At 68.6% G+C, this 13,211-nt stretch carries 11 protein-coding genes; 5 read left to right on the forward strand and 6 right to left on the reverse strand.

The features are described from left to right. Positions 1–343: 343 nt before the first annotated feature. From OO69_RS34180 to OO69_RS34205, 6 genes are all read right to left on the reverse strand, one after another. A complete protein-coding gene (locus OO69_RS34180; protein WP_078652683.1) occupies positions 344–1,372 on the reverse strand; it encodes a Yip1 family protein in 1,029 nt (342 codons plus the stop codon). A gap of 88 nt (positions 1,373–1,460) precedes the next feature. Beyond that, on the reverse strand, positions 1,461–2,945 hold the full coding sequence (locus OO69_RS34185; RefSeq protein ID WP_033284769.1) for an FG-GAP and VCBS repeat-containing protein: 1,485 nt from the start codon (positions 2,943–2,945) through the stop codon (positions 1,461–1,463). 484 nt (positions 2,946–3,429) lie between these two features. Then, positions 3,430–4,206 carry a phosphotransferase family protein gene (locus tag OO69_RS34190; RefSeq protein WP_033284770.1) on the reverse strand — a complete coding sequence of 259 codons (777 nt, stop codon included), beginning with the start codon at positions 4,204–4,206 and terminating at the stop codon, positions 3,430–3,432. A 48-nt stretch (positions 4,207–4,254) separates the two neighbouring features. Continuing rightward, complete coding sequence (locus tag OO69_RS34195; protein ID WP_033284771.1) at positions 4,255–4,686, reverse strand: hypothetical protein; 432 nt, start codon at positions 4,684–4,686, stop codon at positions 4,255–4,257. A 44-nt stretch (positions 4,687–4,730) separates the two neighbouring features. Next, on the reverse strand, positions 4,731–5,132 hold the full coding sequence (locus tag OO69_RS34200) for a hypothetical protein (protein WP_033284772.1): 402 nt from the start codon (positions 5,130–5,132) through the stop codon (positions 4,731–4,733). Positions 5,133–5,318: 186 nt separating this feature from the next. Then, positions 5,319–7,610 carry a (Fe-S)-binding protein gene (locus OO69_RS34205; protein WP_033284773.1) on the reverse strand — a complete coding sequence of 764 codons (2,292 nt, stop codon included), beginning with the start codon at positions 7,608–7,610 and terminating at the stop codon, positions 5,319–5,321. Positions 7,611–7,850: 240 nt separating this feature from the next. On the opposite strand from OO69_RS34205, the gene OO69_RS34210 reads away from it, so the two are divergent. The 5 genes from OO69_RS34210 (at position 7,851) to OO69_RS34230 (ending at position 13,194) form a co-directional block, all read left to right on the forward strand. Then, positions 7,851–8,873 carry an MraY family glycosyltransferase gene (locus OO69_RS34210; RefSeq protein ID WP_033284774.1) on the forward strand — a complete coding sequence of 341 codons (1,023 nt, stop codon included), beginning with the start codon at positions 7,851–7,853 and terminating at the stop codon, positions 8,871–8,873. Between the two features lie 96 nt (positions 8,874–8,969). Continuing rightward, positions 8,970–10,814, forward strand: a complete 1,845-nt coding sequence (gene dnaK / locus OO69_RS34215) for a molecular chaperone DnaK (protein ID WP_033284775.1) — start codon at positions 8,970–8,972, stop codon at positions 10,812–10,814. Beyond that, positions 10,811–11,485, forward strand: a complete 675-nt coding sequence (gene grpE, locus OO69_RS34220) for a nucleotide exchange factor GrpE (RefSeq protein WP_033284776.1) — start codon at positions 10,811–10,813, stop codon at positions 11,483–11,485. The genes dnaK and grpE overlap by 4 nt, the downstream gene beginning before the upstream one ends. Positions 11,486–11,545: 60 nt before the next feature. After that, positions 11,546–12,736, forward strand: a complete 1,191-nt coding sequence (gene dnaJ / locus OO69_RS34225; protein ID WP_033284777.1) for a molecular chaperone DnaJ — start codon at positions 11,546–11,548, stop codon at positions 12,734–12,736. A 5-nt stretch (positions 12,737–12,741) separates the two neighbouring features. Continuing rightward, a complete protein-coding gene (locus OO69_RS34230) occupies positions 12,742–13,194 on the forward strand; it encodes a heat shock protein transcriptional repressor HspR (RefSeq protein WP_033284884.1) in 453 nt (150 codons plus the stop codon). Positions 13,195–13,211: the final 17 nt, after the last annotated feature.

The raw sequence follows: 13,211 nt of genomic DNA on the forward strand, positions 1-13,211 counted from the left end.
CCTACTCGTCGACTCGTGCTTCCGCGGCCTGGCTCCTCCTCTGCTGTGTTCTCCGTACCAAAAGCGAGGCTGCTCCCAGCACCGCGACTTCCGTGCTGATCGGTAAGGCAATGCTAGGGACGATCGAGGCAGCGAAGGCGACCGCGAGCGTCACAAGTCCGAGCGCGATCGTCTAGACGGGTAGGCGGAACCGGTGGTCCGTCGAACCCCCGGTCGTCCGTCGCACCGGGCAGGTCCTCGACGCCTGAGCGGCGGGGCAGCTCCTACGACGACGAAGGGCTCCCGGTGTGTGCCGGGAGCCCTTCGTCGTCGTAGCGGAAAAACTGTCGTAGCCGGGGAGTCTCTAGAACGTGCCCAGTTTCACGATCGACAGCAGGGCGATGAGCTGGATCGCCGATGCGCCCAGGGCCTTCGGCCAGGGGAGGTCGTGGGAGCGGCTGACCATCATGGTGAGGAGGGCGCCGGCTGCTACCCAGGTGGCCCAGCCGAGGGCCTGGACGAAGGTCGCGTCGCCGCCGAAGAACATGGCGAAGACCAGGCGGGGGGCGTCCGTGAGGGACATGATCAGCATGGAGAGGCCGACCGTGGGCTGCCAGGCCCCGTCGCCGCCGAGCTGGCGGGCCAGGGTGTGGGTGACCACGCCCAGGACGAAGGACGACAGCACCATCGCCACGGCCGTGATCAGCACGATCGGGACCGCGTTCGACAGGGTGGCGTTTATGGCGTCCGCGCGGGCGCCGTCGAAACCGAACACCGCGAGCAGGCCGTAGAGGAACGTCACGATCAGGGCGGGGCCCCACATCGTGTAGTCCCGCATCTGGAGGAAGGTCTGCTGGGGGGCGAGGACGATGCCTCTGAGCAGGTCCTTCCAGTGCAGGCGGGGGCCGATCGGGCCCGTGGGGGCCTGGGCCGAGCCCGCGCGGTACGTACCGCCCTGGGTGTACGGGTCCTCCCCTACGGCGAAGGCCTGGGTGCTGCCCGGGTTGTTCGCCGCGTACGGGTCCGGGGTGCCCGGGTGGGCGCCCTGTCCGTACCCGCCGCCGTCGCCGAAGTACTCCGGCTCGTCGCCGTAGGCGCCGTTGCCGCCGTGCCCCTGGGACCACTGCCGGCCGCCGCCCGCGGGGCTTCCGTACTGCGGTTGCTGCTGCGGGTACGGCTGCGGGGCCGCGGGGTAGCCGTACGGCTGTCCCTGCGGCGCAGGGGGTGCCTGCTGCCCGTACGGAGGTTGTTGAGGGCGCGCTTGCGGGGCCCTGCCGTCCCGGCCGCCGCGTCCGATCCTGAATCCAGCCACGTCATCGAACGTACCTGGTTCCAGGGAGACACGTGTCGGGCCGGGGGCTCTGGGTGGGGCTTTGCTGCCGAGCTGTGACATCCCCTAAGGGGCGCGTAAGGGGGCCTTCAGGGGGCCCGCTTACGGGAACGCCGGGTGTGCTCTGGCGTTCCCGTAAGCGATGTGGGTGCTAGTCGGCGAACAGGGCGCCGAACTGCGGTGTGCCCGTGGTCGATACGCCCGAGGTGCTCGGGGAGATCGTGCGGGCGCCGGTGGTGGTGATCTTCGTGCCGTTGGAGGGGAGGTAGGTGACCGCGCCGTTGCCGTCGTTCTCGTACGAGCCGACGAGCAGGTCCGCCTTGCCGTCGCCGGTGACGTCGTCGAGCTTGACGTCGGCGCCGAAGAGGTCGTTCTTCTCGTCCGCGCCGGGGACGCCGGCCGTGCTCTGGGCGAAGGACTGGACGCCGGTGGTGGTGTTCACGCCGGTCGCGGAGCCGTAGACGACCGTGACCATGCCGGCGTTGGTGGCGGCGCCGAGGTCCTCGTTCGGGGCGGAGACGACGACGTCCTGGTAGCCGTCGCCGTTGACGTCGCCGAGGTCCAGGTCCCAGCCGAAGGCGTCGCCCTTCTCCGAACTGCCGGGTATGTTCCCGGAGTTCTGGGTGATGCCCGTGGTGGAGGCGGGGCCGGACGCGGAGCCGTAGGTGATGTTGACCTTGCCGCCGTTCGCCGAGTCCGGGACGGTCGTACCGTCGCCGGTCGTGGCGTCCCAGCCGGCGCCGGTGACGATGTCGCCGTAACCGTCGCCGTTGATGTCGCCGATGCCGGTGACGATGCCGGCCTTCAGGGTCTTCACGCCGGCGATGCTTAGGCCGCTCGCGGCGCCGGGCACGTAGTAGTTGGTGTTCCAGCCGTTGGACGTCTGCGTCTCGAAGCCGTCGACCACGAGGTCGGTGCGGCCGTCGCCGTTCACGTCGCCGGCTGTCAGGTGCTCCGGGCCGTACGGGAAGCCGGTCGTGCCGGAGTGGATCGGGGGCTTGATCGTGTAACGGCCGCCGGGCTTGCCGGTGGTGCTGCTGAAGCCGCCCTTGTAGACGTAGATCGTGGCGGACGTGCTGCCGACCGCGAGGTCTGCCTTGCCGTCGCCGTCGAAGTCGCCCGCGGCCAGGGTCTGGCCCCAGTTGTCGTGGCCGGACACGGCCGGGTCCGGGACGTCGCTGCTCTTGCCGGTGAGGCCGCTCTTGGAGCCCCACAGGATTGCGAGCGCGCCGCCGTCGGTGTCGGTGCCGACCTTCTCGTGCGGCGAGGACACGGCCAGGTCGTCGTAGCCGTCGCCGTTGAAGTCGGCGTACGCCGTGGTGTAGCCGAAGTAGTCGCCCTTCTCGGCGGTGCCGGGGACGTTGCCGGAGTTCTGGCTCAGCGTCGAACGCTTCGCGGACGATACGCCGGTGGCGGTGCCGTACAGCGCGACGACCTGGCCCGCGTCGGCCTTGCCGGTGACGTACGCGCCGGGCGCGGAGACTACGGCGTCGCCGATTCCGTCGCCGTTGAAGTCGGCCTTCGCGACCTTGAAGGAGTCGGCGGCGGTGGCTGTCGTCGCGGAGAGCGTGAGCAGGCCGCCTGTCAGGGCGGCTGCGGCGGCTGTTGCGAGGGTGAGGCGCAGGTGTTGCTGCATGCGGGGTCTCCTGCGGCATGCGGGGGATGCGTGGCGGGCATCCGCGTCGGTGAGGTGTTGAGGGGTGTTGAGGGGTGTTGAGGGGTGTTGAGGGGTGTCGCGGGGTGCGTGCCGTCCGTGTTTGCCTGGAGTTGTTCTTGGCTTCACGGGTGGTTGGCGATCAAGAGACCTGTGATGGTGCGTAAGGGTTGTGCATGGGCTCGGTAAAACTCTGAGGTGACTGTGCTGGCAAGTGCGGGTTGGGCCGCCCGCTTCTTGTCAGTGTCGGGATTGCGGGAGCCGAGTAAAGGGCGCTCCCTGCGGTCGCGTCGCCTGCGGCGATGGCCCTGCGGGCCACAGCACGCCGGGTGGGCTTAGCGGCCAACCCTCGGTGGGTGGTTGCTGGAAGCCGGGGGGATTTCTAACCAGTCATCTGTTGTGACAGTGGTTAGATTTACCCCCGGCTTGCAGCAACCCCTAGCCGTGAGCCGGGCGGTGGGCGGGTTCACATTCGGGATTTGAGTACGTCTACCTCGCAACCCGGTGCGAAGGGGTCGCAGCCGTGGTCGGTTAGCCACCGGATCACGAGCAGGCTGCGCAGGGACCACCAGGCTCGGATGACGTCGAGGTCGGGGTCGAGGTCTGTGCCGTAGCCGGTGATGACGTCGGGGAGGTGTTTCTCGTGTCCGAGTGTGAAGGTGGCTAGGTCGTAGAGGGGGTCGCCCGGGCCGGCCTCGGACCAGTCGATGATGCCGGTGACCTCGTTGGCGTCGTCGACGAAGATGTGTGCGATCTGCAGGTCGCCGTGGGTGAACGTCGGAGTCCAGGGGCGGAGTGCGGCTTCGGCTACCTGGCGGTTGCGGGTGACGAGGGCGGCGGGCAGGACGTCGTTCGACACCAACTGCTCGCATTCGGCGTCTAGTTCAGCTGTCAGTTCCTCTAGGGGCTTTCCCCGGGCGGGCCAGGGCGGCAGGGGGGCTTCGTGCAGTTTTCGGATGGCGGCGCCCGCCGCGGCCCAGGCCGCCGGTGAGTCTGTCGACGGGCCGCCGAGGCGTCCTAGCGTCGTTCCCGGGAGTGCGGCGAGCGCGAGGACGGGCGGCTTGCGCCACAGGATCTCCGGGGTCGGGACCGGGACCAGGGCCATCGCCTCGACCTCGGCGTCCAGGCGCGCCTGATCCGCGTCCACCTTCAAGAACACGTCACCTACGCGCAGAGTCGCCCGCTCGGAGTGTGCGACAACGACCTTGACCTCGTTCTCGACCTCGACCTCGACCTCATCCATGGGCCAGCAGTATTCCGGGGGCGGTCGACTGCGTCCCTACGTGTTCTCTTACGGCGTGCAGACGTCCTTGAGTTGGGTTGCCGCCGCGTCGATCTTGCTGGAGTCGGGGTTCGTGTCGCCGTTCAGGATGGACTTGTTGTAGTCGGAGATTGCCTTGTTGAGGTTGTCGACCGCCTTGTCGACCTTGGTGTTGTTCGAGTCCGCGTCGATCCTGGCGAGGGATTCGTGGGTCCGGGTCGGGTCTACCGCCGCGTCGTGGATCGCCTTGAGGCTGTCGGAGATCGTGTCCCAGTTCTGCAGGCAGTTCAGGGAGTTGGAGACGTCCGAGGTGTTGGAGGGGTCGGTCGGGTCGGTCGGGTCGCAGGCCGTCAGTAGTCCGGCTGTGAGGGCTATGGCCGCGGCCGTGGTGGCGAGGGTGGCCGTACGGCGGAGGCGGATGCGGTCGCGGATGCGGTGGCGGTTCGCGGGCTTGGAGGGCATGGCTGGGTCCTTCGGGGTTAGTTCCGGGTGAGGGGGCTGCGGGGTCAGGCCCAGGGCTCTTCCACGCGTGCCTTGGCGGCCGACTCGCGGCGGCCCGTTATCAGGCCGCCCGCCGCGCCCAGGGAGACCAGGCCCATTCCGGCCGCGGTCGCGATGCCCTTGACGCCGTCCATGGAGAGGTAGCAGAACGCGGCCACACCGCCGTTGAAGAGGAACAGGAACCACAGCGTCGACCGCTTCGACAGGAACGCCTTGATCTTCGGCTTCTTCGCGATGCGCGAACCGGCCAGGAGCGAGACGGCGATACCGGTGTAGGTGGCCGCGCTCTTCGCGGTGCCGTCCAGCACTGCCCCGGAGGCCGTGCTCGCGGCGAGGCCGCCGACGAAGAACGACCACAGCAGCAGGTTGGCGACGAACGACTTCACGGTGGCGAGCAGCGACTTCACGGGATGTCCTCGGGGAGGTGTAGGGGGCTTGCTCTCTGCCCTCCACGATTCCGTCGCGCGCTCGCCGTCACGAGGGACCGCTCTCCCGGATACGAGGTGTAGCCCGCTACACCCCCTCCCGCTACGACGACGCCCCGCACCCTTCAGCGAGGGTGCGGGGCGTCGTCGTAGCGGACTTGCCGGTTGTCACTTCACCGGCTGGGGCTCCGGGGCGTTCTCCGGTTCCGAGGTGCCTGCCGGGGGTTCGTCGTCGGTCGGCTTCCTGACCGAGTCGAGGAGGAGCTGGGCCACGTCGACCACCTGGATCGATTCCTTGGCCTTGCCTTCGTTCTTCTTGCCGTTGACCGAGTCGGTCAGCATCACGAGGCAGAAGGGGCAGGCCGTTGAGACGATGTCCGGGTTCAGGGAGAGGGCTTCGTCTACGCGCTCGTTGTTGATGCGCTTGCCGATGCGCTCTTCCATCCACATGCGCGCACCGCCGGCACCGCAGCAGAAGCCGCGTTCCTTGTGGCGGTGCATCTCCTCGTTGCGCAGGCCGGGGACGCTGGCGATGATCTCGCGCGGGGGCGTGTAGATCTTGTTGTGGCGGCCCAGGTAGCAGGGGTCGTGGTACGTGATGATGCCCTCGACCGGGGTCACCGGGACCAACTTGCCCTCGTCCACGAGGTGTTGGAGCAGCTGGGTGTGGTGGATGACCTCGTAGTCGCCGCCGAGCTGCGGGTACTCGTTGCCGATCGTGTTCAGGCAGTGCGGGCAGGTCGCGACGATCTTCTTTGCCGACTTGGGCTTCGCGGACTCGGCGACCACCTTGCCGTCGTCGTCCAACTCCTCGCCGAACGCCATGTTCAGGGCCATGACGTTCTCCATGCCGAGCTCCTGGAACAGGGGTTCGTTGCCGAGCCTCCGTGCCGAGTCGCCCGTGCACTTCTCGTCGCCGCCCATGATCGCGAACTTCACGCCCGCGATGTGGAGGAGTTCCGCGAAGGCCTTCGTCGTCTTCTTGGCGCGGTCCTCCAGGGCGCCTGCGCAGCCGACCCAGTACAGGTACTCGACCTCGGTCAGGTCCTCGATGTCCTGGCCGACGACCGGGACCTCGAACTCGACCTCCTTGAGCCACTCCAGGCGCTGCTTCTTCGCCAGGCCCCAGGGGTTGCCCTTCTTCTCCAGGTTCTTGAGCATCGTGCCCGCCTCGGACGGGAACGCGCTCTCGATCATCACCTGGTAGCGGCGCATGTCGACGATGTGGTCGACGTGCTCGATGTCGACCGGGCACTGCTCGACGCAGGCGCCGCAGGTGGTGCAGGACCACAGGACGTCGGGGTCGATCACGCCGTTCTCTTCGAAGGTGCCGATCAGCGGGCGCTCGGCCTCCGCCAGAGCCGCCGCGGGGACGTCCTTCAGTTGCTCCTCGGTCGCCTTCTCCTCGCCCTCCATCGACTTGCCGCCGCCCGCCAGCAGGTACGGGGCCTTGGCGTGCGCGTGGTCGCGGAGGGACATGATCAGGAGCTTGGGGGAGAGCGGCTTGCCGGTGTTCCAGGCCGGGCACTGCGACTGGCAGCGGCCGCACTCCGTGCACGTGGAGAAGTCCAGCAGGCCCTTCCAGGAGAACTGCTCGACCTGGGAGACGCCGAAGACGTCGTCGTCGCCCGGGTCGGTGAAGTCGATCGGCTCGCCGCCCGACGTCATCGGGAGCAGGGCGCCGAGCGAGGTCTCGCCGGTCGCGTTGCGCTTGAACCAGATGTTCGGGAACGCCAGGAAACGGTGCCAGGCCACGCCCATGTCCGTCTTCAGGGCGACCGTGATCATCCAGATGAAGGAGGTCGCGATCTTCACGCCGGCGAAGAGGTACGTGAGGTTCTGGAGCGTGGAGACGTCCAGGTGGCGCAGGGCCGAGACCACCGGGTACGAGATGAAGAAGGAGGCCTCGTAGGCGTCCACGTGGTGCTGGGCGCCCTCGAGCGCGTGCAGCATGAAGATGCAGACGCCGACGATGAGGATGACGGCCTCGACGAAGTACGCCTGGCCGAAGTTCGAGCCCGCGAAGCGGGACTTGCGGCCCGGCTTGTTCGGCTTGCTCAGCTGGCGGATCACGATCAGGGCGAGGATGCCGAGGACCGTCATCGTGCCGATGAACTCGACGAAGACGTTGTACGGCGCCCATTCGCCGATGACCGGCAGCAGCCAGTCGGCCTGGAAGAGCTGGCCGATGGCGTTGACGATCGTCAGCAGCAGCGAGAAGAAGCCCACCGCCACGAACCAGTGCGCGACGCCGACGACACCCCAGCGGTTCATCCGGGTGTGGCCGAGGAACTCCTTGGCCACGGTGACGGTGCGCTGGACGGGCTCGTCGGTGCGGGTGCCCTTGGGCACGTTCTGGCCGAGTCGCATGAAGGTGTAGATCTGCAGGACGGCGCGGGCGAACAGCGCCACACCGACCACGATCAGTACCAGCGACACGATGATCGCGGCGAGTTGCATTTCAGGGCTCCTCGGGCCTGCGAGGGGTCATGGCATCACCGCTCAGCACATTACTAAGCGGTAACTTAATCGGTTCGACCGAGACTACCCCTATCTTGCGTCGCACTGTAGCCAGCCGTGCGGTGATGTGTGTCGCTGAGGGTTGCCTAAAAAGACCTGCTCCGGGCTTGTTCCCAAGCTTGTTACGGTCTGATCGTGTTATTCGTACTGAATTGGTACATTTGCGTCTAATTTGGATCCGTGCTCTACGGGATTCTCGCCGCCACGACCGCCCTGCTCCTCGCCGCCGTTCTCGCCGCCCTGCTCCGGGTGCCCGCACTGCGGGCGAGGATCGTCGACCGCAGACGGCGGACGCGCCCGGTGCCGCTGCTCGGGGGACTGGCCGTCGTCCTCGCCGTCGTGTCGGTGACCTGGGCGTGCGACTGGACCGGTGTCGCCCCGCTCGGTGACGGGGTCGGCGGGCTGCTGGGTGCCGGGTCCGCCGTCGCCGCGCTCGGGCTCGTCGCCGACGTGTGGCGGCTGAAGACGCGGTTCCTCGTCTTCGGTACGGCCGTGGCGGCGGCCTGTGTCGTGCCGTACGGGGAGATCGGCGTGCCTGGTGGGGTGTTGGCGGTGGTGTGGATCGTCTTCGTCGCCGGTGCCTTCAAGGGGCTCGATCACGCCGACGGGCTCGCGGGGACCGTGGGGGTGGTCACCGCCTTCGGGGTCGGGGCCTGTGCCGCGATGGAAGTGATGGACGGGCTCGCGGTGTTGCTGAGTGTGCTGGCCGCCGCGCTCACCGGGTTCCTGATGCACAACTGGCATCCCGCCCGGATCGCGCTCGGCGCGTGCGGGTCGCTGTTCACGGGGTTTCTGCTCGCCTCGGCCGCCGTCGTCACGCAGGCCGGGCGCGGGTTCGCGTCCAGCGCGGGGGTGTTGTTCGCGCTGACCGCGGTTGCCAGTGCCGACGCCGTACTGGTGCTGCTGTCGCGGCGGCTGGCCGGGCGGGCCCTGCTGCGGGGCGGGCCCGACCATCTCGCCCACCGGCTGCGGCGGTTGGGGCTCACTCCGCAGGGGGCGGTGGTGGTGCTGGGCGCCGGCGGGTTCTCCGGAGTGCTCGTCGGGGTGCTCGTGCACAACGGGTGGGCGGGCGAATCCGCCGTCGCGTGGGTGGCGGGCGGGGCCCTGGTCGTCGTGTTCGGGCTGCTTAAAGTCAACGTCTACGGGGTGCGGCGGGCCGAATCGACGCAGGTCAGGGGCCAGTTGCGTGTAAGGAACGGATAAGAGTTGAGCCTGCTCGACTCAGCTCTGTTGACCCAGCGGTGAGTGTCGTGCACACTTGAGTCCGTTCCACTCAAGTCATTGCTGGAGGAATCAACCATGGCACGTGCGGTCGGCATCGACCTGGGCACGACTAACTCCGTCGTCAGCGTTCTTGAAGGCGGCGAGCCCACCGTCATCACCAACGCAGAGGGCGCCAGGACCACGCCGTCCGTCGTCGCCTTCGCCAAGAACGGCGAGGTGCTCGTCGGAGAGGTGGCCAAGCGCCAGGCGGTCACGAACGTTGACCGGACCATCCGTTCCGTGAAGCGCCACATGGGCACGGACTGGAAGATCGAGCTCGACGGGAAGAACTTCAACCCGCAGCAGATGAGCGCCTTCATCCTGCAGAAGCTGAAGCGCGACGCCGAGGCCTACCTGGGCGAGAAGGTCACGGACGCGGTCATCACCGTCCCGGCCTACTTCAACGACTCCGAGCGCCAGGCGACGAAGGAGGCCGGCGAGATCGCGGGCCTGAACGTCCTGCGCATCGTGAACGAGCCGACCGCCGCGGCGCTGGCGTACGGCCTCGACAAGGACGACCAGACGATCCTCGTCTTCGACCTCGGTGGCGGCACCTTCGACGTGTCCCTCCTGGAGATCGGCGACGGCGTCGTCGAGGTGAAGGCCACGAACGGCGACAATCACCTCGGTGGTGACGACTGGGACCAGCGGGTCGTCGACTACCTGGTGAAGCAGTTCGCGTCCGGCCACGGCGTGGACCTGGGCAAGGACAAGATGGCCCTCCAGCGTCTCCGCGAGGCTGCCGAGAAGGCCAAGATCGAGCTGTCCAGCTCCACCGAGACCTCGATCAACCTGCCCTACATCACGGCCTCCGCCGAGGGCCCGCTGCACCTGGACGAGAAGCTCACCCGCGCCCAGTTCCAGCAGCTGACCGCCGACCTGCTGGAGCGCTGCAAGACGCCGTTCCACAACGTCATCAAGGACGCCGGCATCTCGATCAACGAGATCGACCACGTCGTCCTCGTCGGTGGCTCCACCCGTATGCCGGCCGTCGCGGAGATCGTGCGCGAGCTGACCGGTGGCAAGGACGCCAACAAGGGCGTCAACCCGGACGAGGTCGTCGCCATCGGCGCGTCCCTCCAGGCCGGTGTCCTCAAGGGCGAGGTCAAGGACGTCCTGCTCCTCGACGTCACCCCGCTGTCCCTCGGTATCGAGACCAAGGGAGGGATCATGACCAAGCTCATCGAGCGCAACACCACGATCCCGACCAAGCGGTCCGAGATCTTCACCACCGCCGAGGACAACCAGCCCTCCGTGCAGATCCAGGTCTACCAGGGCGAGCGCGAGATCGCGGCGTACAACAAGAAGCTCGGGATGTTCGAGCTGACCGGTCTGCCGCCGGCCCCGCGCGGTGTCCCGCAGATCGAGGTCTCCTTCGACATCGACGCCAACGGCATCATGCACGTCACGGCCAAGGACCTCGGCACCGGCAAGGAGCAGAAGATGACCGTCACCGGCGGCTCCTCGCTGCCGAAGGACGAGGTCGACCGCATGCGCCAGGAGGCCGAGCAGTACGCGGACGAGGACCACCGCCGTCGCGAGGCCGCCGAGTCCCGCAACCAGGGCGAGCAGCTCGTCTACCAGACGGAGAAGTTCCTCAAGGACAACGAGGACAAGGTCCCCGGCGAGGTCAAGACCGAGGTCGAGGCCGCCGTCGAGGAGCTGAAGGCCGCGCTCAAGGGCGAGGACACCGCCGAGATCCGCACCGCCACCGAGAAGGTCGCCGCGGTCTCGCAGAAGGTCGGCCAGGCCATGTACGCCGACGCCCAGGCCGGTCAGGCCGCCGGCGGCGACGCCCCGGGTGCCGAGGCGCCCAAGGCGGACGACGACGTGGTGGACGCCGAGATCGTGGACGACGAGCGCAAGGACGGTGCCGCGTGACGGAGGAGACCCCGGGCTTCGAAGAGAAGCCTGATGTCCCTTCCGGCGCCACCCCCGACGACGCCGAGCCGCAGGCCGCCTCCCCCTCCAGCAGTGGGGAGGGGGCGGCCCCGGCAGGGGACGCAAGTGCACAGATCGCCGGTCTGACGGCCCAGCTGGACCAGGTGCGCAAGGCGCTCGAAGAGCGCACCGCGGACCTCCAGCGGCTCCAGGCCGAGTTCCAGAACTACCGCCGCCGGGTCGAGCGGGACCGCATCGCGGTCAAGGAGATCGCCGTGGCGAACCTCCTGACCGAGCTGATGCCCACGCTCGACGACATCGGCCGCGCGCGGGAACACGGTGAACTCGTCGGCGGTTTCAAGTCGGTGGCGGAATCCCTGGAGACCGCCGCGGCGAAGATGGGACTGCAGCAGTTCGGCAAGGAGGGCGAGCCCTTCGACCCGACGATCCACGAGGCCCTGATGCACTCGTACGCGCCGGACGTCACGGAGACGACCTGCGTGGCGATCCTGCAGCCCGGGTATCGCATCGGCGAGCGCACCATCCGCCCCGCGCGGGTGGCGGTCGCGGAGCCCCAGCCCGGCGCCGCAGGGACCGGCAAGGCGGAGTCCTCGGACGCCGCCGAGAGCGCGGACGACGACAAGGAGAGCGGTGGCCCGGACGAGGGCTGACATCGCACCCCACGGGACCCGCACAGCGAGTAGCACCAAGGGAAAGGAGGGACGTCGAGGATGAGCACCAAGGACTTCATCGAGAAGGACTACTACAAGGTCCTCGGCGTCCCCAAGGACGCCACCGAGGCCGAGATCAAGAAGGCGTACCGGAAGCTCGCCCGCGAGTTCCACCCGGACGCCAACAAGGGCAACGCCAAGGCCGAGGAGCGCTTCAAGGAGATCTCCGAGGCCAACGACATCCTCGGTGACCCCAAGAAGCGCAAGGAGTACGACGAGGCCCGTTCCCTCTTCGGCAACGGCGGTTACCGCCCGGGGCCGGGCGGCGCGGGCGGCGGCAACTTCAACTTCGACCTGGGCGACCTCTTCGGAGGCGGCGCCCAGGGCGGCGGTGGCGCCGGGGGTGCCGGCGGCTTCGGCGGCGGGATCGGTGACGTCTTCGGGGGCCTGTTCAACCGCGGCGGCACGGGCACGACCCGTACGCAGCCCCGGCGCGGCCAGGACATCGAGTCCGAGGTCACGCTCAGCTTCACGGAAGCGATCGAAGGGGCCACGGTCCCGCTGCGGATGTCCTCGCAGCAGCCCTGCAAGGCCTGTTCGGGCACCGGCGACAAGAACGGCACACCGCGCGTGTGCCCGACCTGCGTCGGCACCGGCCAGGTCGCGCGCGGCTCCGGCGGCGGCTTCTCGCTCACGGACCCGTGCCCCGACTGCAAGGGCCGCGGCCTCATCGCCGAGCACCCGTGCATCGAGTGCAAGGGCAGCGGCCGCGCCAAGTCGTCCCGGACCATGCAGGTCCGGATCCCCGCGGGGGTCACGGACGGCCAGCGCATCCGGCTGCGCGGCAAGGGCGCACCGGGTGAACGGGGCGGTCCCGCAGGGGACTTGTACGTCATGGTGCATGTCGACGCGCACCCCGTGTTCGGCCGCAAGGAAGACAACCTCACGGTGACGGTCCCGGTGACGTTCGCCGAGGCGGCACTGGGCGGCGAGGTCAGGGTGCCCACCCTGGGCGGCCCCCCGGTGACGCTGAAGCTGCCCCCGGGCACGCCGAACGGCCGGACGATGCGCGCCCGCGGCAAGGGCGCGGTCCGCAAGGACGGCACCCGGGGTGACCTCCTCGTGACCGTCGAGGTGAGTGTCCCGAAGGACGTCACGGGGAATGCTCGTGACGCACTGGAGGCGTATCGAGAGGCGACCGCGGGCGAGGACCCGCGGGCGGAGCTGTTCCAGGCCGCGAAGGGAGCATGAGAGTGATGGACGGCCGTCGACGCAACCCGTACGAGCTGACCGAGGAGACCCCGGTCTACGTCATCTCGGTGGCGGCCCAGCTCTCCGGCCTGCACCCGCAGACGCTGCGCCAGTACGACCGCCTCGGCCTGGTCTCCCCGGACCGCACGGCCGGGCGCGGCCGGCGCTACTCGGCCCGCGACATCGAACTGCTGCGCACCGTCCAGCAGTTGTCGCAGACCGAGGGCATCAACCTGGCCGGCATCAAGCGCATCATCGAGCTGGAGAACCAGGTGGTCGCGCTCCAGCAGCGCGTCGCCGAGCTCCAGTCGGCGGTCGAGGGCGCGGCGGCCACGATGCAGCAGCGCGAGGCCGCGGTGCACGCGTCGTACCGGCGCGACCTGGTCCCGTACCAGGAGGTCCAGCAGACCAGCGCGCTGGTGGTGTGGCGGCCGAAGCGGCAGCAGTCCTCGGACTGACGTCCACTCACACGCGG

The organism is Streptomyces sp. NRRL F-525 (genome assembly GCF_000716605.1).
Lineage (GTDB): Bacteria > Actinomycetota > Actinomycetes > Streptomycetales > Streptomycetaceae > Streptomyces.

Coding starts and splice junctions, on each gene's coding strand:
- OO69_RS34230 (WP_033284884.1), top strand. CDS start 12,742: ATGGACGGCCGTCGACGCAACCCGTACGAGCTGACCGAGGAGACCCCG.
- dnaJ (WP_033284777.1), top strand. CDS start 11,546: ATGAGCACCAAGGACTTCATCGAGAAGGACTACTACAAGGTCCTCGGC.
- dnaK (WP_033284775.1), top strand. CDS start 8,970: ATGGCACGTGCGGTCGGCATCGACCTGGGCACGACTAACTCCGTCGTC.
- OO69_RS34195 (WP_033284771.1), bottom strand. CDS start 4,686: ATGCCCTCCAAGCCCGCGAACCGCCACCGCATCCGCGACCGCATCCGC.
- OO69_RS34205 (WP_033284773.1), bottom strand. CDS start 7,610: ATGCAACTCGCCGCGATCATCGTGTCGCTGGTACTGATCGTGGTCGGT.
- OO69_RS34180 (WP_078652683.1), bottom strand. CDS start 1,372: ATGTCACAGCTCGGCAGCAAAGCCCCACCCAGAGCCCCCGGCCCGACA.
- OO69_RS34190 (WP_033284770.1), bottom strand. CDS start 4,206: ATGGATGAGGTCGAGGTCGAGGTCGAGAACGAGGTCAAGGTCGTTGTC.
- OO69_RS34185 (WP_033284769.1), bottom strand. CDS start 2,945: ATGCAGCAACACCTGCGCCTCACCCTCGCAACAGCCGCCGCAGCCGCC.